The sequence below is a fragment of the Luteimonas sp. GW821-FHT14E02 genome (assembly GCF_058803905.1).
In genome coordinates this window covers 223,061-247,849 of the sequence record NZ_JBXAPK010000001.1, presented here as the reverse complement: position 1 = coordinate 247,849, position 24,789 = coordinate 223,061, and the positions used below count along the sequence as shown (strand labels likewise).

Annotated in this window: 15 protein-coding genes; 7 read left to right on the top strand and 8 right to left on the bottom strand. The window is 64.8% G+C overall.

The window, feature by feature from the left end:
• Positions 1–50 precede the first annotated feature (50 nt).
• The 5 genes from AC1RNP_RS00965 (at position 51) to AC1RNP_RS00945 (ending at position 11,954) form a co-directional block, all read left to right on the top strand.
• Positions 51–5,924: an alpha-2-macroglobulin family protein gene (locus AC1RNP_RS00965; protein ID WP_493049343.1), complete on the top strand. Its 5,874-nt coding sequence runs from the start codon at positions 51–53 to the stop codon at positions 5,922–5,924.
• Between the two features lie 86 nt (positions 5,925–6,010).
• Positions 6,011–6,376 (top strand): hypothetical protein, encoded by a 366-nt coding sequence (locus AC1RNP_RS00960; RefSeq protein ID WP_493049342.1) that lies wholly within the window; start codon positions 6,011–6,013, stop codon positions 6,374–6,376.
• Positions 6,377–6,441: 65 nt separating this feature from the next.
• Positions 6,442–8,775 carry a penicillin-binding protein 1C gene (pbpC, locus tag AC1RNP_RS00955; protein ID WP_493049341.1) on the top strand — a complete coding sequence of 778 codons (2,334 nt, stop codon included), beginning with the start codon at positions 6,442–6,444 and terminating at the stop codon, positions 8,773–8,775.
• A 162-nt stretch (positions 8,776–8,937) separates the two neighbouring features.
• Positions 8,938–11,109 (top strand): peptidyl-dipeptidase Dcp, encoded by a 2,172-nt coding sequence (dcp, locus tag AC1RNP_RS00950; protein WP_493049340.1) that lies wholly within the window; start codon positions 8,938–8,940, stop codon positions 11,107–11,109.
• Between the two features lie 92 nt (positions 11,110–11,201).
• Positions 11,202–11,954, top strand: coding sequence for an SIR2 family NAD-dependent protein deacylase (locus AC1RNP_RS00945; RefSeq protein ID WP_493049339.1), 753 nt, complete (start codon positions 11,202–11,204; stop codon positions 11,952–11,954).
• A 20-nt stretch (positions 11,955–11,974) separates the two neighbouring features.
• Here the strand turns inward: AC1RNP_RS00945 and sigJ are convergent, their stop codons facing one another.
• Positions 11,975–12,871: an RNA polymerase sigma factor SigJ gene (sigJ, locus tag AC1RNP_RS00940; RefSeq protein WP_493049338.1), complete on the bottom strand. Its 897-nt coding sequence runs from the start codon at positions 12,869–12,871 to the stop codon at positions 11,975–11,977.
• A gap of 1 nt (position 12,872) precedes the next feature.
• Complete coding sequence (locus AC1RNP_RS00935) at positions 12,873–13,304, bottom strand: carboxymuconolactone decarboxylase family protein (RefSeq protein ID WP_493049337.1); 432 nt, start codon at positions 13,302–13,304, stop codon at positions 12,873–12,875.
• Positions 13,305–13,459: 155 nt separating this feature from the next.
• Between AC1RNP_RS00935 and AC1RNP_RS00930 the strand changes: the two genes are divergently transcribed.
• Complete coding sequence (locus AC1RNP_RS00930) at positions 13,460–14,509, top strand: bifunctional nicotinamide-nucleotide adenylyltransferase/Nudix hydroxylase (RefSeq protein ID WP_493049336.1); 1,050 nt, start codon at positions 13,460–13,462, stop codon at positions 14,507–14,509.
• A gap of 131 nt (positions 14,510–14,640) precedes the next feature.
• A complete protein-coding gene (locus AC1RNP_RS00925; protein ID WP_493049335.1) occupies positions 14,641–16,065 on the top strand; it encodes a nicotinate phosphoribosyltransferase in 1,425 nt (474 codons plus the stop codon).
• Between the two features lie 430 nt (positions 16,066–16,495).
• On the opposite strand, the gene AC1RNP_RS00920 is transcribed toward AC1RNP_RS00925, so the two are convergent.
• From AC1RNP_RS00920 to AC1RNP_RS00895, 6 genes are all read right to left on the bottom strand, one after another.
• Complete coding sequence (locus AC1RNP_RS00920; RefSeq protein WP_493049334.1) at positions 16,496–17,944, bottom strand: efflux transporter outer membrane subunit; 1,449 nt, start codon at positions 17,942–17,944, stop codon at positions 16,496–16,498.
• The gene (locus AC1RNP_RS00915; RefSeq protein ID WP_493049333.1) at positions 17,938–18,699 is read right to left on the bottom strand and encodes an SDR family oxidoreductase; all 762 of its coding nucleotides are present in this window, start codon (positions 18,697–18,699) and stop codon (positions 17,938–17,940) included. Before AC1RNP_RS00915 ends, AC1RNP_RS00920 begins: the two co-directional genes overlap by 7 nt.
• Before the next feature lie 172 nt (positions 18,700–18,871).
• Positions 18,872–22,045, bottom strand: a complete 3,174-nt coding sequence (locus tag AC1RNP_RS00910) for an efflux RND transporter permease subunit (protein ID WP_493049332.1) — start codon at positions 22,043–22,045, stop codon at positions 18,872–18,874.
• Between the two features lie 257 nt (positions 22,046–22,302).
• The gene (locus AC1RNP_RS00905) at positions 22,303–23,520 is read right to left on the bottom strand and encodes an efflux RND transporter periplasmic adaptor subunit (protein WP_493049331.1); all 1,218 of its coding nucleotides are present in this window, start codon (positions 23,518–23,520) and stop codon (positions 22,303–22,305) included.
• A complete protein-coding gene (locus tag AC1RNP_RS00900) occupies positions 23,517–24,404 on the bottom strand; it encodes an SDR family NAD(P)-dependent oxidoreductase (RefSeq protein WP_493049330.1) in 888 nt (295 codons plus the stop codon). The genes AC1RNP_RS00905 and AC1RNP_RS00900 overlap by 4 nt, the downstream gene beginning before the upstream one ends.
• Positions 24,401–24,658 (bottom strand): hypothetical protein, encoded by a 258-nt coding sequence (locus tag AC1RNP_RS00895; RefSeq protein WP_493049329.1) that lies wholly within the window; start codon positions 24,656–24,658, stop codon positions 24,401–24,403. The genes AC1RNP_RS00900 and AC1RNP_RS00895 overlap by 4 nt, the downstream gene beginning before the upstream one ends.
• Positions 24,659–24,789 lie beyond the last annotated feature (131 nt).

Genomic DNA, 24,789 nt, shown 5'->3' with positions numbered 1-24,789 from the left:
GAGGGGAAACACTCGGTTCACCCAAGTTGTAGTCGTCGTGCGGGGGCACGATGAGCGCCCAGGGAACGGAATCAGCCGCGTCTTCTTCTTCGCCCGAACCGGACATCTGGCCGGATCGAATCCTGCGCGCGTTGTTCGGCCGCTTCGACTGGCAACCGCCGCGCTGGCTCGCGGCGTGGGGCGCCAGCCTGCGCATGCGGCCGATGCATTGGCTCGGCGGCGCGTTCGCGCTGATCGCATTGCTGTTGTGGTGGCACACGAAACCGCCGGCACCGCCGCAACCGGATGCGCTGGAAGTCCGACTCAGCGAACCGGCGCGCACCGACTACACGCAGACGCCGCCGAAACTCTCGCCGCTGCGCCTGCATTTCTCCGGCTCCGCTGCGCCGCTCGACCAGGTCGGCAAGGCGCCGAAAGGCGTGACGCTGCAGCCGTCGCATCCGGGCGAATGGATGTGGAGCGACGACAGCACGCTGGTGTTCACGCCGGCGAAGGACTGGCCGATCGCCACCGAATTCGAGATCACGCTCGATCCCGCCGTCGCCGTGGCGCCGAAGGTGCGGCTGGTGGCGAGCGAATTCGAGTTCACCACGCATGCCTTCGAGGCCAGTGTCGTGACGTCGGAGTTCTATCAGGACCCGCAGGACCCGAACCTGAAAAAAGCGGTGTACGAACTGAAGTTCTCACACCCGGTCGACGCGGCTTCGCTGGAGAAGCGCATCGGCTTCACCTATACCGATGGCGCCGGCAGGACGCTGCCGTCGCCGACGAAGACGCTCGTCTACGATGAACGCAGATTGCGCGCCTGGGTGCATTCGGCGCCGCTGACGATTCCGGACAATGGCGGCAAGCTGCTGCTGGAAGTCGACGAAGGCGTCGTCAGCACGCTCGGCGGCGAAGGCACCGCGGAGACGCTGTCGTCGAATGTCGGGTTGCCATCGCTCTACAGCGTGGCGGTGGACAGCATTGACGCCACGCTTGCCGAGAACGATCGCTACGAGCCGGAACAGGTGCTGGTGCTGACCTTCAACCAGGCCATGCGCGATGCCGACGTCTCGCGCGCGGTCGAGGCGCGGCTGCTGCCGGAGAAGAATCCGAAGCTGCCGGCCAAGCAGCAATCGAGCCCGTACAACTGGTCGGCGAACGAAGTCGACGAAGCGATCCTCAAGCAATCCACGAAAGTCGCGCTGACGCCACTGCCGGCCGAGCGCGAATTCGTCGAGACGCACAGCTTCAAGTATCAGGCGCCGCCGAACCGCTATCTGGTCATCCGCGTGGCGAAGGGCCTGAAGTCCTTCGGCGGCTTCCTGCTCGGACAGCCCGTGAACGAAGTGCGGCAAGTGCCGCCGTATCCGGAACTGCTGCGCTTCGTCGGCGAAGGCTCGCTGCTGTCGCTGCGCGGCGAGCGCCGCGTCAGCATCGCCGCGCGCAACGTGCCGGGTTTGCGTCTGGAAGTGGCGCGCGTGCTGCCCGGCGCGCTGCATCAGCTGGTGCAGAACAATAGCGGCGACTACACCAATCCCAGTCTCGATTATCTCGACGAGGACAGCCTGGTCGAGCGCGAGGAAACGCGGCGCAGCTTCCCGACGGACGACCCGGCGAAAACACGCTATGAAGGCGTCGACCTCGGCGAGTATCTCGCCCCCGGCAAGCGCGGCGTGTTCCTGCTCAGCCTGCGCAAGCTGGACGCGGAAGACGCCAAGAAGACCGCGCGGGAAACCTTGGATGAAAATTCCGGCGAGGAAAACGATCGCCGCCTGATCGTGCTCACCGACCTCGGCATGATCGCCAAGCTGGCGCTGGATGGCAGCCGCGACGTGTTCGTGCAGTCGATCGCCAGCGGCACGCCGGTCGCCGGCGCGCGCGTGCGCGCGATCGCGCGCAACGGCGAAACCCTGGTCGATGCCACCACCGACGCCGGTGGCCACGCACGCCTGCCGGCGCTGAAAGCGTTCGTGCGCGAGAAGAAGCCGGTGATGCTCACCGTCGAGCAGGGCAGCGACCTGTCGTTCCTGCCGATCGCAGACAACGGCCGCACGCTCGACTACTCGCGCTTCGACATCGGCGGCGAGGAGAACGCGGCCGAATCCGGCGCGCTGAAAGCAAACCTGTTCTCCGATCGCGGCCTGTACCGGCCCGGCGACACCGTGCATCTCGGGTTGATCGTGCGCGCCGCCGACTGGTCGCGCCCGCTCGCCGGCCTGCCGCTGGAACTGGTGGTGACCGATCCGCGCGGCTCGGTGGCGCAACGCCAGCGCCTCTCGCTCGGCGAAGTGGGTTTCGAAAGCGCCGACTTCACGCCAGGCGAGAACGGGCCGAGCGGCACCTGGTCCGCGGAACTGTTCCTGATCGGCAAGGAAAACGAGCGCACCAGCATCGGCAGCACCACGGTGCAGGTGCGCGAATTCCTGCCCGACTCGATGCGCGTGGAAGCGCGCTTCTCGGCGCAGGTCAGCGAAGGCTGGGTCAAGCCGGAAGGCCTGAAGGCCGTGATCACGGCGGAAAACCTGTTCGGCACACCGGCGCAGGAACGCCGCGTCGAAGCGAGCATGGTGCTGCGCCCCGCGTTCCCCGAATTCACGCGCTGGCCGGGATGGAATTTCTACGACCCGCAGCGCGCCAAGGAAGGCTACGACGAAGCCCTGAGCGACGCCAAGACCGACGCCGAAGGCAAGGCCGAGATTCCGCTCGGCCTGGAGAAGTACGCGCGCGCCACCTATCAGCTCAGCTTGCTGGCGCGCGCGTTCGAACCGGGCAGCGGCCGCAATGTCGCCGCCAGTGTCACCACGCTGGTATCCAGCAACGAATACCTGATTGGCATCAAGAGCGCCGACGCGCTCGACTACGTCAAGCGCGACAGCAAGCGCGGCGTGCAGCTGGTCGCCATCGGCGCCGATGCGAAAGCGCGCGCGGTGACCGGATTGCATGCGGTGCTCGTCGAGCGCCGTTACGTTTCGGTGCTGACCAAGCAGGATTCCGGCGTCTACAAATACGTCTCGCAGCTGCGTCTGGACGATCGCAAGGACACGCCGCTCGCGCTCACCGCCGCCGCGCAAACCTATCCGTTGCCGACCGACAAGCCCGGCGACTTCCGTCTGGAAATCCGCGACGGCAACGGCAACGCGCTCAACCGCATCGACTATAGCGTGGCCGGCGCCGCCAACCTCACGCGCTCGCTGGAGCGCAACGCCGAACTGACCTTGTCGCTGTCGAAGACCGACTACGCGCCGGGCGAAGAGATCGAGATCAGCGTGCGCGCGCCGTATGCCGGCGCCGGTCTGATCACGCTCGAACGCGACAAGGTCTACGCCCACGCCTGGTTCAAGGCCGACACCACCGCCTCGGTGCAACGCATCCGCGTGCCGGCCGAGTTCGAGGGCAACGGCTACGTCAACGTGCAGTTCGTGCGCGATCCGAACTCGGACGAAGTGTTCATGAGCCCGTTGTCCTACGGCGTGGCGCCGTTCAAGGTCAACCGGAAAGCACGCACGCAGTCGCTGTCGGTCGACCTGCCGAAAGTCGCAAAGCCCGGCGCCGACATCCCGCTCACGATCAAGACCGAAGGCCGCGCGCGCGTGGTCGTCTTCGCGGTCGACGAAGGCATTCTGCAGGTGGCGCGCTATCGCGTCGGCGATCCGCTCGACACCTTCTTCGCCAAGAAGATGCTGCAGGTGGAGACCGCGCAGATCCTCGATCTGATCCTGCCCGAGTTCAGCCGCCTCACCGGCATGGCCGCGCCCGGCGGCGACAACGGTTCGGACCTTGCCAAGAATCTCAATCCGTTCAAGCGCAAGAGCGAAAAGCCGGCGGTGTGGTGGTCGGGGCTAGTCGACGTCGACGGCGAGAAGACGCTGCATTTCAGCCTCCCCGACCACTTCAATGGCAAGGTGCGCGTGGTGGCCGTGGCGGTGACGCCGCAGAAGATCGGCCTCCTCGAAACCAACATGCTCTCGCGCGGCGATTTCGTGCTCACGCCGACGCTGCCCACGCACGTCGCGCCGGGCGACGAATTCGAACTGCCGATCGGCATCGCCAACACCGTGCCGGGCGCCAAGGCGGCGCTGCCGGTGACAGTGAGCCTGCTGCTGCCGCCTTCGTTGCAGGCAGTTGGCGCGACCAAGGCGACGCTCGCGCTCGCGCCCGGCCGCGAGGGCACGGTGCGCCTGCGCCTGCGCGCGGGTGATCGTCTCGGCGCGGCCGCGGTGACGATGGTGGCGCAGTCCGGCAAGTATCGCGCGCAGCGCCGCATCGAGCTGTCGCTGCGTCCGGCGGTGGTGATGCGCCAGGAGTTGCGCGTCGGCCATACCGCGACGCGGCTGGAACTGAAGCAATTGCGCACGATGTACGACCAGCTTGCGCAGCGGCGCATCGCCGCGTCGACATCGCCCTTCGTCGCCGTCGACGGCCTCAGCGCCTATCTCGCCGACTATCCGCACCTGTGCACCGAACAGATCGTCAGCGCGGCGATGCCGGCGCTGCTCAGCAGCGCGCATCCGGAATTCGCACTGATGCCAGCGGATCAGGTCAAGAACTCGACCAACAAGGCGCTCGGCGAACTGCGCTCGCGCCAGAATTCCGACGGCGGCTTCGGATTGTGGTTGGCGACACCGGACGTCGATCCCTTCGTCTCCGCCTACGCCACGCTATACCTGATCGAAGCAAACGAGCGTGGGCAAACGGTGCCGCGCGATCTGCTCGATGCCGCCAACCGCTATCTCAGAAGCATGGCCGCCGACCGCGCGCTCACCTCGCAGACGCAGTTGCGCGCCCGCGCACTCGCCGTCTACCTGCTGATCCGCCAGGGCCAGAACGCCAACAATCTGCTGGCCGGTGTGCGCGAACAACTCGAACGCGATTTCCCTAAGCGCTGGCAGCAGGACGACGCCACCGCGATGCTACTGGCCGCCAGCCATCGCCTGTTGCAGCAGGACAAACCGGCCAACAACCTGGTTGCCGTGGTGTTTCCGCGCATCAACGCGGCCAAGCCGGCGCGCTCCTTCGCCTACGCCGACTACTACGATCCGGGCATCGCGCAGGGCTGGTCGCTGTACCTGCTGTACAAGCATTTCCCGGAGCAGGCCAGGCGCCTCGGCAGCAGCGCCATCGATCGTTTGCTGTCACCGTTGCGCGATGACAGCTACAACACGCTTTCGTCCGCCTTTATCCTGCTGACGCTGGAAGCCTACGGCGCCGCGCAGGCATCAGCAGTACCGCCGGGGCTGGAAGCCATCGGCGCCGACAACCGCGCCCGTGCGATCGGTGATGTCGCCGGCCTGCTGCGCCGTGCCACCTTCACCGGTAGCGATCGCAGCCTGCGTGTGTTGCCCACAGGCGGCAGTACCGCCTGGTATGCGCTCGCGCAATCCGGCTTCGATCGCAAACCGCTGCCGGCGGTGCAGGACAAGGGCCTGGAGGTCGTGCGCGACTACCTCGATGATGCGGGCAAGCCGCTGACCGAAGTGCCGCTCGGCAAGGAAGTCACCGTCCGCCTGCGCGTGCGCGCGCTGGGCTCGCGCACGTACAGCAACATCGCCATCGTCGACCTGCTGCCGGGTGGTTTCGAGACGGTGATGCAGACCGTCCCGGCGACATCCGATGAAAGCGAATCAGAGGAATACGAGGAAGGTTGCGAGGAGGAGTGCGGGGAATCTCCCGAAAGCACCGGGACGCCCGGTCCCGCGCCGGCCACCTTGGCGCTGCCGGGATCGACGTTCTATCCCGAGCACGTCGAACCGCGTGAGGATCGCGTGCTGCTCTACGGCCTCGTCACTGGCGAGATGAAGGAATTCCAGTACCGCATCCGCCCGGGCAATGCAGGCCGCTTCGTCGTGCCGCCGATCTATGCCGAATCGATGTACGAGCGTGGTGTTTACGCGCAGGGCGCTGCTGGAAATACATTGATTGTACGGGTGCCCGGGAAGTGAAGATCTCGGGCATCGAAGCGTGCCAGCGATGGGGCGCTTTGCAACAGGCCTGATGGCATGAAGATGTGTCCTGGAGCCGTAATCCCGTGAAGCCACGTAAGCCCGCGATCTATCTGGTGGTAATCGTGCCAATCCTGTGTGGTGGCATGATCGCGATCTCCGCATGGCTGGTGTCCGCATATGCGGCGATGCGGGGCATCTCGATGAAAGATGTTCCGGATGCGGCAGCACTATTGATCATATTTCCCGCGCTCATCGTCTGGATTCCGATTGCGCTTCTGCTTGCGAACTGCGTCATGGCAGTGATACCACCATTGGGCAGGATTGCGCAGGCATACGCAAGGCGTACTGGCACGCCAGGATTCCTCAAGACTCAGCTTCAACTGATGGGATTGGCGGTGACCCTCGCCTTGATTTGCGTGCCGATCATCATCTACGGGTTCTCGCGCTGATGCCCGATGTGTCTTTTCGGGACCGTAGATGGGCGCGCTGGCTGGTGGTACTCGCCGGCCTTCTCATGGTTGCGATCGCGATCCGTCTTTATCCGCATCCAGCGCTGTCGCAAGGGTTGCCGCAGTCGATCGCCGTCTACGACAGGCAAGACCGTTTGCTTCGGTTGGCCTTGGCTGACGATCAGCGCTATCGGTTATGGATTCCGCTGCAAGACATTGCGCCGGGCCTGGTGCAAGGGACGCTGCTGCACGAGGATGCCTGGTTCTACCTGCATCCGGGCGCGAATCCGGTCAGCCTGCTACGCGCAGCCTGGAGCACATACGCAGGCGGTGGCGCACGCATCGGCGGCTCCACGATTACTATGCAATTGGCGCGCCTGCGTTGGCGTCTGGACACGCGATCACCGCGCGGCAAGCTGGCGCAGATCCTGCGCGCGTTGCAACTGGAAGCCTGCTATTCCAAGCGCGACATCCTAGAGGCCTATCTCAATCTCGCGCCCTACGGCGGCAACATCGAGGGCGTCGGCGCGGCGAGCCTGATCTATTTCCGCAAGCCGGCTTCCGCGCTGACATTGCCCGAAGCGCTGACGCTGGCGGTGCTGCCGCAGGCGCCGACGCGACGCGGACGATTGCAGGCGATGGAAAACGCACGCGATGCCGGGTACGCCGGTGCTGGCCTGTCCGCCGCGCGCGCGCGCCTGTACGCGCGCTGGCGCGAGAAGCATCCGCCACCCGACCGGCAGGAGCTGGCCGCGCAGGACGCGCTGATGGCATTGCCATTGTCCTTACGCCCACCACGCACGTTGCCGTTCGCGGCGCCACATTTCGTCGACCGCGTGCTAGGCGAACGTAGCCTGCATCCGACCGAGGGCGCGCGATTGACCACGACGCTCGATCTGCGTCTGCAACGCCTGCTCGAAGAACGCTTGCGCATGCATCTGGAGCGCGTGCATCGCCTCGGCCTGCGCAACGCCAGCGCGATGCTGATCGATACCCGCGACATGGGCATCCGCGCGCTGGTTGGATCGGCGGATTATTTCGACGCGGGCATCGCCGGGCAGGTGAACGGCGCAGCGGGCAAACGTTCGCCCGGTTCCACGCTGAAACCTTTCATCTACGCGCTTGCGCTCGATCAAGGCGTGCTGCATCCGGCCACAGTATTGCGCGATGTGCCGAGTGCGTTCGGCCCGTACACGCCGGAGAATTTCGACGGCCGCTTCCTTGGCCCCGTCACGGCGAGCGATGCGTTGATCCGCAGCCGCAACATCCCGGCGGTGGCCGTGGCGGCGCAGTTGAATCAGCCGAGTTTCTATCAGTTCCTGCGCGACGCCGGCATCTCGCGCCTGGCCAGCGAACGTCATTACGGTCTCGCGCTGGTCCTCGGCGGTGGCGAGGTCACGATGGAGGAGCTCGCGCGCCTGTACGCGATGCTCGGCAACGATGGCTTGTTGAAGCCGCTGCGTTGGCGCGAACAGGATTTCGCGTCTGACGGCACAGCTTCCGGCGGCACCGCACTGCTCAGCGCGGAGGCGGCCTTCATCGTGCGCGACATGCTGCTGCGCAATCCACGTCCCGACATCGGTGCGGCCAGCGGCGTGCGCGAGTTGCCGGTGGCGTGGAAGACGGGCACGTCATGGGGATTCCGAGATGCCTGGAGTGCCGGGCTGGTCGGCCCGTATGTGCTGGTGGTGTGGCTGGGCAATTTCGATGGCTCGTCCAACCCGGCATTGATCGGCGTCGATGCCGCGGCGCCATTGTTCTTCTCGATCGTCGACGGGTTGCGGGCGGCGCGCATCGACTTGCGCGAGCCGGCGCGCCGCTGGCCGCTCAATCTCAAGCGCGTGGAGATTTGCCGCGCCAGCGGCGATCTGCCCAATGCCTGGTGCCCGCAACGCGGCTGGACCTGGTTCATTCCGGGCAAGTCGCCGATCCGCGTCAGCACCGTGCATCGCGCGGTCGCGGTGGATCGCGATACGGGTCTCGCGGTTTGCGGAGATGCCGATCCTTCACGCGTGCGCATGGAGGTGTACGAGTTCTGGCCCACCGATCTGGCCCGCGTCTTCGCCCAGGCCGGCATCCCGCGCCGCAAGCCGCCGGCGGGCTGTGCATTGGACGATCACGGCCTCGGCTCGCCGCCGCGCATCCAGTCGCCGCTGCGCGCGACGCGCTACACGCTGCGACTGTCGCGCCCGCAGCAATCGGCGATCACGCTCAACGCCAGCGTCGACGCCGACGTGGCGCGGGTGTTCTGGTTCAGCGGCGACAGTTACATCGCCACCACCCGGGCCGGAGAGAGCGCCAGCTGGACACCTGCCCAAGCCGGTGTTTTCCGCATTTCAGCCGTCGACGACCATGGCCGCGCCGACACGCGGGAAGTGGAAGTCACGATGGCGAAGTAACGCCGCGGCTTGCTTCTCAAGAGCCGCTTCGCAGTGCGTGTTTTTCGGGCTTTCCTGAACGAGGCGATGAACCAATTGCACATGCTGCGCTCAGCCACGGGGCGCTAGGCTGCACCGTTTTCCGTTTGATTGTTGTTTCGATCGTTCCTATCTGGAGTTCCCATGACGCGACACCTCGCGCTTGCCGCCGCGATTACCCTTGCGCTGGCGGCCTGCCAACAGCAGGCGCCGGAAAATAAATCCGCCAACACAGAAGCCAAATCCGCCGCCGTGACCCCCGCCAGCGAAAACCCGCTCCTCACCCCCAGCACGCTGCCGTTCCAGGCGCCGCCGTTCAACAAGATCAAGGACAGCGACTATCTGCCGGCTTTCGAAACAGGCATGCAGCAGCACCTGGCCGAGATCCGCAAGATCGCCGACAACCCGGAAGCGCCGACCTTCGCCAACACCTTCGAGGCGATGGAGCGTAGTGGCCAGACCCTCACGCGCGTGAGCCGCATCTTCTTCGGCCTGGTGCAGGCCGATACCAACCCCGAGCGCGAGAAGACGCAGAAGGAAATCACGCCGAAACTGGCCGCGCATCAGGACGAGATCAGTCTCGACCCGAAACTGTTCGCGCGCATCCAGACCGTCTACGACCAGCGCGACAAGCTCGAACTCGATCCACAGCAGAAGCGCGTGGTCGAGCACACCTATGAAGAATTCGTGCGCGCCGGCGCCAAGCTGTCCGACACCGACAAGGCGGCGCTGCGCAAGCTCAACGTCGAGGAATCCTCGCTCGCCACCGATTTCCACACCAGGCTCGTCGCCGCGGCCGCCGCTGGCGCGGTGGTGGTCGAGGACAAGGCCAAGCTCGATGGATTGTCCGAGGGTGACATCGCCGCCGCCGCGGAAGCGGCCAAGTCGCGCAAGCTCGACGGCAAGTGGGTGCTGGCGCTGCAGAACACCACGCAGCAGCCGGTGCTCGATTCGCTGAAGGATCGCGATCTGCGCGCCAGGGTCATGGCCGCGTCGGAAACGCGCGCCGAGCACAACGACGCCAACGACACGCGCAAGATCATCCAGCGCCTCGCGCAGCTGCGCGCGCAGAAGGCCAAGCTGCTCGGCTTCGACAGCTACGCGGCCTACAGCCTGGGCGACCAGATGGCGAAGACGCCGGACAAGGCGCTCAAGCTCCTGTCCGACACCGTGCCGGCGGCCACTGCCAAGGCGCGCGGCGAGATCGCCAAGATGCAGGCGGTGATCGACCAACAGCATCCTCCTTCAAAGCCCGGCGGTTTCAAACTTGCCGCCTCGGACTGGGATTTCTACGCCGAACAGGTGCGCAAGGCGGAATACGATCTCGATCAATCGCAGATCAAGCCGTATTTTGAACTCGACAACGTGCTGCAGAACGGCGTCTTCTATGCCGCCAACCAGCTCTACGGCATCACCTTCAAGGAGCGCAAGGACATCCCGACCTATCACGCCGACATGAAGGTGTACGAGGTGTTTGACAAGGATGGCAGCACGCTGGCGCTGTTCTACACCGACTACTTCAAGCGTGACAGCAAGTCAGGCGGCGCCTGGATGGATGTGTTCGTCGAGCAGGACGGGCTGGCCGGCACCAAGCCGGTGGTCTACAACGTCTGCAACTTCACCAAGCCGGCGCCGGGACAGCCGGCGCTGCTGAGCTTCGACGACGTCACCACGTTGTTCCACGAGTTCGGCCACGCCCTGCATGGCATGTTCTCGAACGTGAAGTATCCCTCGATCGCCGGCACCAGCACCTCGCGCGACTTCGTCGAATTCCCGTCGCAGTTCAACGAGCACTGGGCGTCCGATCCGAAGGTGTTCGCCAACTACGCCAAGCACTACAAGACCGGTGAGCCAATGCCGGAAGCGCTGGTGGAGAAGATCAAGAAGTCGCGCACCTTCAATCAGGGCTATGCGACGACCGAGTACCTGTCCGCCGCGCTGCTTGATCTCGCCTGGCACACGCTGCCCGCCGACGCGCCGGTGCAGGATGTGGACAAGTTCGAGGCCGAGGCGCTCAAGCGCTTCAAGGTCGATCTGCCGGAAGTGCCGCCGCGCTATCGCACCACCTATTTCGATCACATCTGGGGCGGCGGCTATTCGGCCGGCTACTACGCCTACTTCTGGTCGGAAGTGCTGGACGATGACGCGTTCGAATGGTTCAAGGAGCACGGCGGCCTGACCGCGGAGAACGGCCAGACCTTCCGCGACAAGATCCTCTCGCGCGGCAACACCGTCGACCTCGCCACGTTGTATCGCGATTTCCGCGGCAAGGATCCGAGCGTGGAGCCGTTGCTGGAGAGCCGTGGCTTGAAGTGAGGTTCGCGAGCGGGTGACATTGGATGCACGACGGGCGGCCATGGGCCGCCCGTCGCGTTTGCGATAAGGTATTCGCAGGAGCGAGACCGCGCATGAAGCCAGACATCCAACCGAACAAAGTCGTCGTCCTGTCCGGCTCCGGCCTGAGCGCCGAGAGCGGGCTGCCCACGTTTCGTGATTCCAACGGACTGTGGAACCAGTACTCGTGGCACGAAGTCGCCAGCCCCGAAGGCTGGCGACTGCGCCCCGAGGCCGTGCTCGCGTTCTACAACGAACGCCGGGAGCAGGCATGGCAGGCGGCGCCGAATGCCGCCCATCTCGCCATTGCCGCATTGGAAGCGGTCTATGACGTGGTCGTGATCACGCAGAATGTCGACGGGCTGCATGAGCGTGCCGGATCAAACAACGTGATCCATCTGCACGGCCAGCTCGCCTACGCGCGCGGCACGTCGAATACACCCAAGCGCTACCACATCGGCGGTGATCCGATCTCGATGGGCCAGCTGTGCGAGGACGGAACGCAGCTCCGGCCGGATATCGTGTGGTTCGGAGAAGAAACGCAGCACATGACCGAGGCGCGCGCGCACGTGCGCACCGCCGCGAAGGTTCTGGTGGTGGGCACTTCGCTCAGCGTCTTTCCCGCCGCATCGCTGGTCAACGTCGCCCGCAATCGGGCCGAGAAAGTGCTCATCTCGCTCGAAATGGACAAAGTGCCGTATGGCTTCAGTTTCATTCGCAGCAATGCCGCGACCGCAGTTCCGAAACTGGTCGAAAGATGGCTCGCCGATGGCGCAGCGGGTTCCGATGATGCGTCGGGGTCGGAGTCGCTCGACGAGCCGATCTGATCGGGATCTTGTCGACGGGTTCAGTGAATGGCCGTCTCGTCGAGCCGTACCAACTTGTCTGGATTGCGCATGACGTAGATGCCGGTCATCCGTCCTTCGGCATCGTAGGAGAAGGACACCACGCCCACCGTCGCGCCTTCCTGCTGCAGGAGCAGGCCGAGATTGCCGTTGATGGTCGCCGGCACCTTGCGGTAGCCCGGCCACCAGAAGTGCAGCTTGTCGGTGATGAAATCGAGCACCAGCGTCTTGCCTTCCAGCACTTCGCCAAGCGCCGCAACCTTGCCGCCGCCATCGGCCGACAGCCGGATGTCTTCCGACAGCATGTTCGCGAAAGGACCGGCCGATCCGGTCGTCACCGCCTGCTCGAAGGCGGCGAGCAGTTGCTCCTGGCGCCGCATCGGCACGACACTGCGCACCTGTGATTGCTGGATGTTGTCTCGGGCACGCGAGACCAGCTTGCGGCAGGCCGCTTCCTGGATCTCCAGCGTGCGCGCGATCTCGGAATAGTCGACGTCGAAGATTTCGTGCAGCAGATAAGCCGCGCGCTCCTTCGGCGTGAGCCGCTCCAGCATCAGCAGGAACGCGGTGCTCATCGAGGAGGCGAGCGCGGCGGCGTCCTCGAAATCGGCACCGGTGGTGAGGGGCGTGGTGAGGATTGGCTCGGGCAACCAGGTGCCCACGTAGCTCACACGCGTCCTGTGCGCGGAACGCAGCAGATCGAGGCAGCGGCGCGTGCAGGCGGTGGTCAGCCAGGCGCCGGGATTCTCGATCGCGGCGCGGTCGGCGTCGCGCCATTTCAGGAAGGTGTCCTGCACCGCGTCCTCGGCGTCGGCATGCGAGCCGAGGATGCGGTAGGCCAGCCCCAGTAGGTTGGGACGGGCCTGTTCGAACAGGACGGCATCGTCATGCGGGGTCATGTCAGTGCCTCGAAACGTTCACGCGGTTCCAGAGATTGGTCATGGCCACATCGGTGGTCAGGGCGGCGATCTGCTGATCGGAGAAATGTTCACGCAGATGGGCACGCAGGGTGCCGAAATCAGTGGCGTGGTCGATCGTCGTCAAGGCTTCGGCCCAGGCCAAGGCTGCTTTCTCACGATCATTGTAATCGTTCAACTGACGCCAGTTGGGCAAGCGTTCAAGACGCTGCTCGGTTTCGCCACGCTCGAGCGCCTCGCGTACATGCATGCGCACGCAGAAGCCGCAGCCATTGATCTGCGACGTGCGAAGCTGCACCAGGGCCTGTAGCCGTGGATCGGCGCTCAGATCGTTGATCAGCGGATGCGCATTGGCGAAATGGGCGATCACATCGGGGATTTCCTGTTCGTATCGAATGGTCTGGGTGTTGTTCATCGTCGGCTCCGGCATGGTGGGCGGCTGCCCTGTATTGGAATGACGATCGGCGCCGCCGCTTTGTGACATCGCTTGAAATCATCCACGGAAGGCGTAGCATTTCATGCAAGCTCAGGGACAGACCCGGGGCTGCCAACCAACCGTGAGGGAGCCTCATGGACTTCGATTATCTCGTCTTCATCGGGCGTTTCGAGCCCTTCCATAACGGCCATGCCGCCGTCGCCCGCCATGCGCTGGGCCGTACTTCCAAGCTCATTTTCCTGGTCGGTTCCGCCGACATGCCGCGCACCGTCAAGAATCCGTGGACGGTCGCCGAGCGCGCAGTAATGATCCAGGCCGCGCTCGCGGATGCCGCCGGGCGGCTGCTGATTCGTCCCTTGCGCGATCACCTCTACAACGAGAGCCAGTGGATCGCGGGCGTGCAACGCGCGGTCGTCGACGCGATTCGCGCTGATGGCGGCGATCCAAGCGCACGGGTCGGTCTGATCGGCATGGACAAGGACGCTTCCAGCTACTACCTGCGTGAATTCCCGCAGTGGCCGCTAGTTGACGTGCAACACACCGAGATGCTGTCGGCGACGGAGCTGCGCCGCTATCTGTTCGCCGCCGGCGACATCGATTTCCACGGCGCGCTGCTGATGTTGCGTGGCAACGTGCCGGCGTCCGTGTTCGACATGCTCGAGGCGTTCCGCAAGAACTCGCCGACCTACGCCGACCTGGTCGCTGAATATCGTTTCATCGAGCAGTACAAGGCAGCCTGGAAAGACGCGCCGTATCCACCAACCTTCGTCACCACCGATGCCGTCGTGGTGCATTCCGGTCATGTGCTGCTGGTGCGGCGTCGCGCAGCACCCGGCAAAGGGTTGTGGGCGTTGCCAGGTGGCTTCGTCAATCAGAGCGAAAGCATCCTCGAGGCCTGTCTGCGTGAATTGCGCGAGGAAACCAGGCTCAGGATTCCGATGCCGGTGCTGAAAGGATCGCTCAAGTCGCAGCACGTCTTCGATCATCCGGATCGCAGTGCGCGCGGGCGCACCATCACTCACGCCTTTCATTTCGATTTCCCGGCCGGCGAATTGCCGGACGTGCGTGGCGGCGATGATGCCGACAAGGCGCGCTGGGTACCCGTTAGCGAAGCCCTGGAGATGGGGCCGAAGCTGTTCGAGGACCACCTGCATATCCTCGAATTCTTCCTGGGCCTCGGTTGACGCTATGTGGGTCCCTCGACAAGAGCCCGCACACCTCGCCGCGCTGACGGCGCGGCTGCGATGTGCGGACTTTCCAAATTTCCGCTGGCGGATAGACCGCCGGCCTCACTCGACGCGAAGGAGCTTCCGTCATGCAATGTCTCGATAACCTTCTCCTCAACACCGACAGCTACAAGGCCAGCCACTGGCTGCAATATCCGCCCGGTACCGATGCCACGTTCTTCTACGTGGAGTCACGCGGCGGTATTTACGACCGCACCGTGTTCTTCGGATTGCAGGCGATCCTGAAAGAACACCTGGCCAAGCCGATCACCCATGCCGATGTGGACCAGGCACGTGACGTATTCGCCGCTCACGGCGAGCCGTTCAACGAAGCGGGCTGGCGCTACATCGTCGATCAGCACGCCGGCTTGTTGCCGATCCGCATCCGTGCGGTGCCGGAAGGCGCGGTGGTGCCGACGCACCACGCGTTGATGACGATTGAGTCGACCGACCCGAAGGCGTTCTGGGTGCCTTCGTATCTGGAAACGATGCTGCTGCGCATCTGGTATCCGGTGACGGTGGCGACGATCAGCTGGCACGCCAAGCAGACGATCCGTCAGTTCCTGGAGCGCACCAGTGATGATCCGCAAGGGCAGCTGCCATTCAAGCTGCACGATTTTGGCGCGCGCGGGGTATCGAGCGTGGAGTCGGCGGCGATCGGCGGCGCCGCGCATCTGGTCAACTTCCTCGGCACGGATACCGTGTCGGGACTGCTGCTGGCGCGCGCGCATTATCACGAGCCGATGGCTGGTTTCTCGATCCCCGCGGCCGAGCACAGCACGATCACCAGCTGGGGCCGCACGCACGAGGTCGACGCGTACCGCAACATGCTCAAGCAGTTCGCCAAGCCCGGCTCGATCGTGGCGGTGGTGTCGGACAGCTACGACATCTATCACGCGATCCGCGAGCACTGGGGCAAGACGTTGAAGGACGAGGTGATCTCTTCCGGCGCTACCGTCGTGATCCGTCCCGATTCAGGCGATCCGGTGGCGGTGGTGCATCAGTGCCTCGAATTGCTGGACGAGGCGTTCGGCCATACCGTCAACGGCAAGGGCTACAAGGCGCTCAACCACGTTCGCGTGATCCAGGGCGATGGGATCAACCCGACCAGCATTCGCGCCATCCTCGAGCGCGTCACCAGCGCCGGCTATGCGACCGACAACGTCGCCTTCGGCATGGGCGGCGCGCTGCTGCAGCAGCTCAATCGCGACACGCAGAAGTTCGCGCTGAAATGTTCCGCTGCGCGCATCGACGGCCGCTGGATCGACGTCTACAAGGATCCGATCACCGACCAGGGCAAGCAGAGCAAACGCGGCCGCATGACGCTGCTCAAGCATCGCGAGTACGGCAACTACCGCACCGTGCCGGTATCGCCGGAGGCCGCTTCGCTGGCCGATGTCGAGAAGCCGCTGGGCTACGACGATGCCATGGTGACGATCTGGGAGGACGGAAAGCTGATCCGCGACTGGACCTTCGCGCAGGTGCGCGAGCGCGCGGATGCGGAGCGGTTGTAACGATAGCTTTTAAGCTCGTCTTATGCTTTTAAGAGTCAAAAAGCGAACGAGTAAATAGGAGACCCGGAGGGCGGCGCACAGGATGTGCGCCGTTTTTCGACCGAGCTATGGATGGCGAGTCGAAAAATCCTGATAGCAATGATGCTCTGGGGTTGCTTTGTCGGGGAAAGCGTTTTTTCTTTGGTTCGTTTCTTTTGACGCTTATCAAAAGAAATGAACTCGCCCCGAAGGGGCGAAACGCTTTTGCTTTTCACAAGCAACGGCAAAAGCAACAACCAAATGGATCCCAGCTTTCGCTGGGACGACGATCAAGCGAGAGGCTGGGTGACTAGCCCCCGACTGTTAAAAACCCGGCTCCCGCCGGAACGATAAGCAAAGTCAAAGCCCTTTCCCAAAAAAGCGAAAGGGCTTTGAAAAGAGGCGCTCTACCTCAACGCCCGGCAACCTTCTCCCGCACCGGCAACGTCTGCGGCCAACCGCCAGCCAACGCCTTGAACAACGCGACCGCACTGGTGGCACTACGCGTGCGTCCATCAGCGAAGGCATCCTCGGCTTGCAGGCGGGTACGTTCGGCATCCAGCACTTCCAGCAGGCTGGTCGCACCGGCTTCGAAACGCACACGCGCCAGTTGCGCGGCGCGCGCGCTGTCGCTGGCGGCACGTTCGAGATGCGAGTCCTCCTCGCGGGTGCGATCGAAGCTCACCAATGCATTCTCGGTGTCTTCCAGCGCCAGCAGCACGGCTTGCTGATAGCGTGCCAGTTCGCCTTCGGCTTCCGCATCGGCGGCCTTGATGCGCGCGCGCACGCGGCCGATGTCGAGGAACGACCAGTCGATGCCGAGCGCGACCAGACGCGTTTCGCTGCTGCGCTCGAACAGGTTGCTGCTGTCGATCGCCTGGCTGCCGATCAGCCCGCCGAGTGTGAAGCGCGGGAACAGATCAGCGGTGGCCACGCCGATGCGTGCGGTGGCCGAATGCAGGCGCTGTTCGGCGGCGGCGACGTCGGGACGACGGCGCAGCAGATCGCCCGGCGCGCCGGGATCGATTCCCGCCGGCAGTGTCGGCAGCGGCTTGGGTGGCGCTAGTTCCGTGAGCAATGCATCGGGCGTGCGCCCGCTCAGCACCGCGAGGCGATGCATGTCGGTGGCGATGAGCGCTTCCAGCGCGGGGATGCGGGCAGAGGTCGATTCCAGCTGCGCGCGGGCGCGGGCGGTGTCGAATTCGCTGTCGCGTCCGGCGTTGTAGCGCGCCTCCACCAGCTGCAGGGTTTCGCGCTGGTTGTCGGCGTTCTCGCGCGCCACGCGCAGGCGTTCCTGCAATCCGCGCAGTTCGAGATAGGTGCGCGAGACTTCACCGACGATGGCGACCTGCGCCGCCTGCAGATCGGCGGCGGTGGCGGCGGCGTCGGCGCGATTGGCTTCGACGTTGCGGCGGATGCGGCCGAACAGGTCGAGTTCCCAGGCCGCATCGACCTGGGCGCTGAAAGCGTCGCTGTCACGATCATTGCGCGACACGCCGGGCTGCTGGTCGGCGCTGGCGCGGTTGTTGCTGGCCTGGCCGCTGGCGGTGAGCGTGGGGAAGTAATCGAACTTCGAGCTACGCAGCAGCGCGTTGGCGCGGTCGTAATTGGCAAGGGCGATGCGCAGATCGTGGTTGGCCGACAGCGCGGCCTCCACGAGCGAGGTCAGCTGCGGATCGTTGAAGCCGAGCCAGAACGCGTCATCGGCGGCGGGCGTTGCGGTTTGTGCGACGCCTTCGGGCGTCACGGCTTGCGCGAAGCGTTCGGGCGTGGCGACCGTCGGCCGCGTGAAGTCGGGGCCGACGGCGCAGGCGGCGAGCAGGGCCGCCGTGAGCCCGAGTGTGAGGGAACGAATCACCATGGCAGGGTTTCTCCGAGGTAGACGTAGCCGCCGCTCGGACCGTTCTGGTCGAGCAGGGCCATGCTGACGCTGGTCTTGGCGCCGGTCGGGATGTCGATCTCGCCTTCGCCGTTGTTCATGTCGGTCTTGACGTAGCCCGGATGCACGGCATTCACCTTGATGGGGGTGTCGCGCAGTTCGTAGGCCAGATGCACGGTCCAGGAATTTACCGCGCTCTTGGAAGCGTTGTAGGCCGGGATCGATTTGAAGTCGTAGATCGGCGAGGCGGGATCGCTGTGCGCGGTCAGCGAGCCGAGGATGCTCGACACGTTGACGATGCGGCCTTCCCCGGACTTGTGCAGCAGCGGCAGGAAGGCCTGCGTCACCGCGACGACGCCGAACAGATTGGTGTCGAAGGTTTCGCGCCAGCGCTCCAGCGGCTGCTCCGACGGTTTCACGCCGAGCGATTCGGCGACGATGCCGGCGTTGTTGACGAGGATGTCGAGGTGGCCATGCTTGCGTGCGACCTCCTCGGCGGCGGAAGCGATGCTCTGGGCATTGGTGACGTCGAGAACGATCGCCTCGACCGGCAGGCCTTCGCCCTGCAGCTTCAGCGAGGCTTCGATGGCCTTGCTGCGATCGCGGCCGGCCAGCAGTACGTGCACGCCGTTGGTGGCGAGCTGGCGCACGGTTTCGAAACCGATACCGCGCGTGGCACCGGTGACGAGGGCGACCTTGGTGGTGGCTTTGATTGGATTATTCGCATTCGTGGACATGGGGGAGTTCCTTGGAGCGGATGCAGGCGGGCCTGCATCGTGGAGAGGGAGGATTGCGATCGTCAGCGGCGAAGGGTGCGCCGCTCGTCGATGCACATTGCGGTGTTGCGACGAGCGGCGCTATCCGATTCTTGCTTCCTCTGTCTTGATCGGCGCGATCACGCCTGCGTGATCACACCTGGGCCGTATGCGTTCCTATCGTGGAATCTCCGTGGCTGACCAGCTTGTGCCCGGCCAGCTTGCGCAGGGCGACGTAGAACACCGGCGTCAGGAACAGACCGAACAGCGTCACGCCCAGCATGCCGGCGAACACGGTGATGCCGGTGACCGAGCGTACTTCCGCGCCGGCGCCGTGCGAGAGCACCAGCGGGACGGTGCCGGCGATGAAGGCGATCGAGGTCATGACGATCGGGCGCAGACGCAGGCGGCAGGCTTCCAGTGCGGCTTCGATGATGCTCTTGCCCTGGATTTCCAGCTCGCGTGCGAATTCGACGATCAGGATCGCGTTCTTGCACGCCAGTCCCATCAGCACCACCAGGCCCACCTGCACGAACACGTTGTTGTCACCGCCGGTGAGCTTGATGCCGAGCAGCGCCGAGAGCATGCACATCGGCACGATCAGGATCACCGCCAGCGGCAGCGTCCACGATTCGTACAGCGCGGCCAGCACCAGGAAGACGAGCAGGATGGCGACCGGGAACACGATCAGTGCCGCGTTGCCCTGCGTGGCCTGCTGGTAGCTCAGGTCGGTCCACTCGATGCTCATGCCGTTGGGCAGCACCTTGGCCGCCAGGTCGGTGAGCGTGCTCATCGCCTGCGCCGAGGAGAGCATGCGCGGATCGGCTTCGCCGGCGATGTCGGCGGCGGGGTAGCCGTTGTAGCGCAGTACCGGGTCGGGGCCGTAGGTCTGTTTGATGTTCACCATCGAGGCGATCGGCACCATCTCGCCGCGGTCGTTGCGGGTGCGCAGGTTGGCGATGTCCTCGACGCTGTCACGATACGAGCTGTCGGCCTGTGCGATCACCTGCCAGGTGCGGCCGAACTGGTTGAAGTCGTTGACGTAGGCCGAGCCCAGGTAGGTCTGCAGCGTGTCGAACAGCTCCGTCAGCGGCACACCCTGCGCCTTGGCCTTGACGCGATCGACTTCGGCATCGAGCTGCGGCACGTTGGCCTGGTAGGTGGTGATCGGGAATCCCATGCCCGGCGTCTGCGACACCGCGCCCTGGAAACTACTGACCGCCGTCTGCAACGCGCCGTAGCCAAGGTTGCCGCGATCCTCGATGAACATCTGATAGCCGTTACCGTTGCCGAGACCGAGGATCGGCGGCGGCATGATGGCGAAGGTGAAACCTTCCTGCAGTCCGGCGATCTTCTGGTTGATCTCGGCGGTGATCTCCAGCGCCGTGCGTCCATGGCGCTCGCTGAAGGGCTTCAGTGGCAGGAACGCGACGCCGGTGTTGGGCGTATTGGTGAACTGGAGCGCGTTCAAGCCCGGGAAGGAGATCGTGTGCGCCACGCCCTCGGTGTTCATCGCGATGTCGCTGACTTTCTTCAGCAACGCGTCGGTGCGGGCGAGGGAGGCACCTTCCGGCAGCTTCACGCCGGCGATCAGGTAGAGCTTGTCCTGCGTCGGGATGAAGCCGGCCGGGACCAGCTTGAACATCATGCCGGTGCACGCCAACAGGATCGCGTAGACCACGAACACCGCACCGCGCTTGCCCAGCGTGCGTGACACCGCACCCTGGTACTTGTCGGAGCTGCTCTTGAAGAAGCGGTTGAACGGACGGAACAGCCAGCCGAACAGGCGATCGATCAGGCGCGACGGGGCGTCCTTCGGCGCATCGTGCGACTTGAGCAGGCGCGCGGCCAGGGCCGGCGACAGCGTGAGCGAGTTGATCGCCGAGATCACCGTCGAAATCGCGATCGTCACTGCGAACTGCTTGTAGAACTGACCGGTCACGCCTGACAGGAACGCCATCGGCACGAACACCGCGCACAGCACCAGCGCGATCGCAACGATCGGGCCGGAGACTTCCTTCATCGCCTGATGCGCCGCCTCTAGCGGGCTCAGTCCTTCTTCGATGTTGCGCTCGACGTTCTCCACGACCACGATCGCGTCGTCCACCACGATGCCGATCGCCAGCACCAGGCCGAACAGGCTCAGTGTGTTGATCGAGAAGCCGAGCACGTAGAGCGCGGCGAACGTACCGACGATCGACACAGGCACTGCGATCAGCGGAATGATCGAGGCGCGCCAGGTCTGCAGGAACAGGATCACCACCAGCACCACCAGCAGGATCGCCTCGAACAGGGTCGAGACCACGGCCTTGATCGAGTCGCGAACGAAGATGGTGGTGTCGTAGACGGCTTCGTACTTGATGCCTTCAGGGAAGCTCTTGGTGAGCTCGTCCATGCTGGCGATCACCTGCTCCTGGATTTCCAGTGCATTGGCGCCAGGCGACTGGAAGATACCGATGCCCACCGCGTTCTTGCCGTCGAGCTGCGATCGCAGGGTGTAATCACCCGCGCCGAGTTCCAGGCGGGCGACGTCGGCCAGGCGCACGATCTCGCCGTTGCTGCCGCTCTTGAGCACGATGTTGCCGAACTCTTCTTCCGAGCGCAGGCGGCCCTGGGCGTTGATCAGGGTGAGGAAGCTGCTGTTGGGCATCGGCTCGGCGCCGAGCTGGCCGGCGGAGACCTGCACGTTCTGCTCACGCATCGCGCGTACCACGTCGCTGGCGGTCAGGCCGCGCGAGGCGATCTTGTCCGGGTCGAGCCAGGCGCGCATCGCGTAGTCGCCACCGCCGAAGATCTGCGCGTCGCCGACGCCGGGCAGGCGCGCGAGCACATCCTTCACGTGCAGTCGCGCGTAGTTGCGCAGATACAGCGTGTCGTACTTGCCGTTGGGCGAGGTCAGGTGCACCACCATCAGGAACACGGGCGACTGCTTCTGCGTGGTCACGCCTTGCCGCCGAACATCCTCAGGCAGGCGCGCCTGTGCCTGCGCGACGCGGTTCTGCACCTTGACCGCGGCATCGTCGGGATCAGTGCCGGGGCGGAAGGTGATGGTCATCTGCAGCACGCCGTCGGAACCGGCGACCGACTTGAGGTACATCATGCCCTCGACGCCGTTGATCGCTTCTTCCAGTGGCGTGGCCACCGTTTCGGCGATCACTTTCGGGTTGGCGCCGGGATACACGGTGCGCACCACCACGGAGGGTGGCACGACTTCCGGATATTCGCTGATCGGCAGAATCGGAATCGCGATCAGGCCGGCGGCGAAGATCACGATCGACAGCACCGCGGCGAAGATCGGCCGGTCGATGAAGAATTTGGAGAAATCCATGGGGGTTTCCTCAGAGGTTTCGCTCCCCTGTCCGCGATCGCGGACAGGGGCGGGAGAAGACGGCCGGGCGCAATGCGCCGAGCATGATTAGGGAATCGGGCGTTCTCTCCCCAGCCTTCCCTGCCTGTGCGGGGAAGGAGGATCGAAGGGAGTGGCGGCCTCGCCGACCCTCCAGCACCGGGGGAGGCGGATGCGGGAGAATCGGCGGCCGCCGGACCTGCGTAGCGAGCTCAGTCCGACGAGAGGGAGAGAGATCGTTACTGCGCTTGCGCTACGCGGGCCTGTTGCTGGGGTTCCGGCGCACCCATCACCACCGTCTTCGGGTTGACGGGCATGCCGGGGAAGAACACTTTCTGCACACCGTTGATGATCACCTTGTCATTGGCGGCCAGGCCGGACTGCACCACGCGCAGACCGTTGATCAGACGACCCAGCACCACGTCCTTGCGCAGCGCCTTGTTCTCCGGACCGAGCACGTAGACGTACTTGCGGTCCTGATCGGTGAGCACGGCCTTGTCGTCGATCAGCATGGCCTTGAACTCGCCGCTGCCTTCCAGCTGCACGCGGGCGAACAGCCCCGGCGTGAACCGGCGATCGGGATTGGGCAGCACCGCACGAGCGTGGATCGTGCCCGTGGTCGGATCGACCTGGTTGTCGGTGAAGTTCAGCGTGGCTTCGTGCGGATAGCCCTGTTCGCTGGCCAGACCGACGCGCACCGGATTCCTGGTCGCGGCGCGTTCGCCCTTGCGTGCGAGTTCCTGATAACGCAGGAAGCTCTGCTCGTCGCTTTCGAAGTACACGTACATCGGGTCGACGGAGACGACGGTGGTGAGCAGGGTGGCATCGGCCTGGGCCAGGTTGCCGGTGGTCACCATCGCACGACCGGCGCGACCATTGATCGGCGAGCGCACTTCGGTGAACTGCAGGTCCAGGCGCGCGGTGGTGACCGCCGCTTCGGCGGCCCGCACCGAGGCGGTGCTTTGCGCGGCGGCGGCCTTGCGCGTGTCGAACTCCTCGCGCGAGATCGCCTTGGCTTCGATCAGGGTTTGAGCGCGGGTGTTCTGCGACTTCGTCAGCAGGGCTTCGCTGCGTGCGCGTTCCAGATCAGCTTCCGCCCGGGCCAAAGCGGCACGGTAGGGACGCTGGTCGATGGTGAACAACAACTGGCCTTTCTTGACTTCGTCGCCTTCGCGGTAATTGACGCGATCGACATAGCCGCTCACGCGGGGCCGCAGTTCGACGGTTTCCGGCGAGGCGACGCGGCCGGTGAAGTCGTCCCACTGCGTGACCTGCTTGGACAGCACCGTGGCGACGCTCACTTCCGGCGGCGGTGGCATGCCGGCGTTGGGAGCGGCGTTGCTGTCGCAGGCCGCGACGACGACCGCGATGACCGCGCTCAACACCAGCGCGGGCAACGGGAAAGCAGTGCCCGAACGGGCAAGGGCTTTGCGAGGGATCGCATTGTTGGAAATCATGGGGAGGGGGTTTCCTGTGAGCGAGGGGAGGAGGCGATCGCGCGCAGCAGCGCGCGCACATCTACTGACGATTGACCGGCGGCCGCTTCGACATGCGCGGCTGAATTCTGTTCAGTTGCCGTATCAGGATTTGAGACGGAGGAAGGGTGGTCGGGGGCGGCGCCGCCATCGATGTCGTCTGACCAGACGTCCAAAGGCGCCGAACGCGCGTTGTGCCGGATGATGGCGTGGTTGGGGGGTTCGACCCCGGCCGTCATCGCCACGGCATGCCGCGCGATCGCGTGCACGCTTGGCCATGTTTCGCAGGCGTGGCGTGCGTTGGACTCGGTGCGTGCCGGCGAATCGACCGCGAGCAGCTGCACGCGCACCGCGAACGTGCGCGCTTCGTCGTGCAGCACGCGCGCGAGCATGCGCAACGCGGCGTTGCCGATCGAGCGGTAGCCGTAGCCGGCCCACGGCTGTTCGGCACCGGGCCCGCCGATCAGCACGTAGCCGCCGCGCTTGGACTCGGCCAGCAACGGCAGCAAATGACGCGCGGCGAACAGGTGCGGCAGCAGATCCTCGTCGAGACGGCGCCGCAGGAAATCGGCCGGCTTGTCGAGCAGGCGACCACGCTCGATGTCGCCGCGGATGGCGACGATCACGCCGCCGATCGGGCGCTCGAGATCGCGGATGCGGTCGGCGAGCGTCTCCGCATCGTGGTCCGTGCCCACCGAGGCGGCCATCGTCACCAGATCGGTGCCGGGGTGCGTGTGGCGCAGCGAGTCCAGCTCGGCCTGGTCGCGGGCGACCGCCACCACGCCGTGTCCGGCCTCGATCGCCGCCGCGACGACGGCGCGGCCGACGCAGCCGGTAGCGCCGAGGATGATCAGGGTCGAGCTCATTGTCCCGCTCCCGGGATTTTTTCTCCCGCCATTGGGACGTTGTCACGAACCGTGACGGCGTCCAGGATCGAGTTCACCAGCGGCAGCACCAGCATGGTCAGCGGCAGGGCAAGCAGGGCCGCCAGGCCCCAGGATTGCCAGAAAGTGACGCCAAACCATTGATTGAAAACGAAAGAAGTCAGGCCCAGCAGATCGACCAGAAGGAACAGGACCAGAGCCGGGCCCAGCAGATTGCGGCGATGGATGTTGCTCATGTCGAATCTCCGGGGGAGAGGGTGCATCGGAATGGAACGAACGATAATCCCGGCGCCGGCACTTGATTAGCCCCTGAATCGGGGAATAATTGTCCCGAATTCGGTCTAATGCCGGGATTGTCCTTGCAATT

Bases quoted from the DNA above. Each gene is read 5' to 3' on its own strand.
- AC1RNP_RS00965 (WP_493049343.1), top strand. From the start codon at position 51: ATGAGCGCCCAGGGAACGGAATCAGCCGCGTCTTCTTCTTCGCCCGAA.
- pbpC (WP_493049341.1), top strand. From the start codon at position 6,442: ATGGTTGCGATCGCGATCCGTCTTTATCCGCATCCAGCGCTGTCGCAA.
- dcp (WP_493049340.1), top strand. From the start codon at position 8,938: ATGACGCGACACCTCGCGCTTGCCGCCGCGATTACCCTTGCGCTGGCG.
- AC1RNP_RS00945 (WP_493049339.1), top strand. From the start codon at position 11,202: ATGAAGCCAGACATCCAACCGAACAAAGTCGTCGTCCTGTCCGGCTCC.
- sigJ (WP_493049338.1), bottom strand. From the start codon at position 12,871: ATGACCCCGCATGACGATGCCGTCCTGTTCGAACAGGCCCGTCCCAAC.
- AC1RNP_RS00935 (WP_493049337.1), bottom strand. From the start codon at position 13,304: ATGAACAACACCCAGACCATTCGATACGAACAGGAAATCCCCGATGTG.
- AC1RNP_RS00930 (WP_493049336.1), top strand. From the start codon at position 13,460: ATGGACTTCGATTATCTCGTCTTCATCGGGCGTTTCGAGCCCTTCCAT.
- AC1RNP_RS00925 (WP_493049335.1), top strand. From the start codon at position 14,641: ATGCAATGTCTCGATAACCTTCTCCTCAACACCGACAGCTACAAGGCC.
- AC1RNP_RS00920 (WP_493049334.1), bottom strand. From the start codon at position 17,944: ATGGTGATTCGTTCCCTCACACTCGGGCTCACGGCGGCCCTGCTCGCC.
- AC1RNP_RS00915 (WP_493049333.1), bottom strand. From the start codon at position 18,699: ATGTCCACGAATGCGAATAATCCAATCAAAGCCACCACCAAGGTCGCC.
- AC1RNP_RS00910 (WP_493049332.1), bottom strand. From the start codon at position 22,045: ATGGATTTCTCCAAATTCTTCATCGACCGGCCGATCTTCGCCGCGGTG.
- AC1RNP_RS00905 (WP_493049331.1), bottom strand. From the start codon at position 23,520: ATGATTTCCAACAATGCGATCCCTCGCAAAGCCCTTGCCCGTTCGGGC.
- AC1RNP_RS00900 (WP_493049330.1), bottom strand. From the start codon at position 24,404: ATGAGCTCGACCCTGATCATCCTCGGCGCTACCGGCTGCGTCGGCCGC.
- AC1RNP_RS00895 (WP_493049329.1), bottom strand. From the start codon at position 24,658: ATGAGCAACATCCATCGCCGCAATCTGCTGGGCCCGGCTCTGGTCCTG.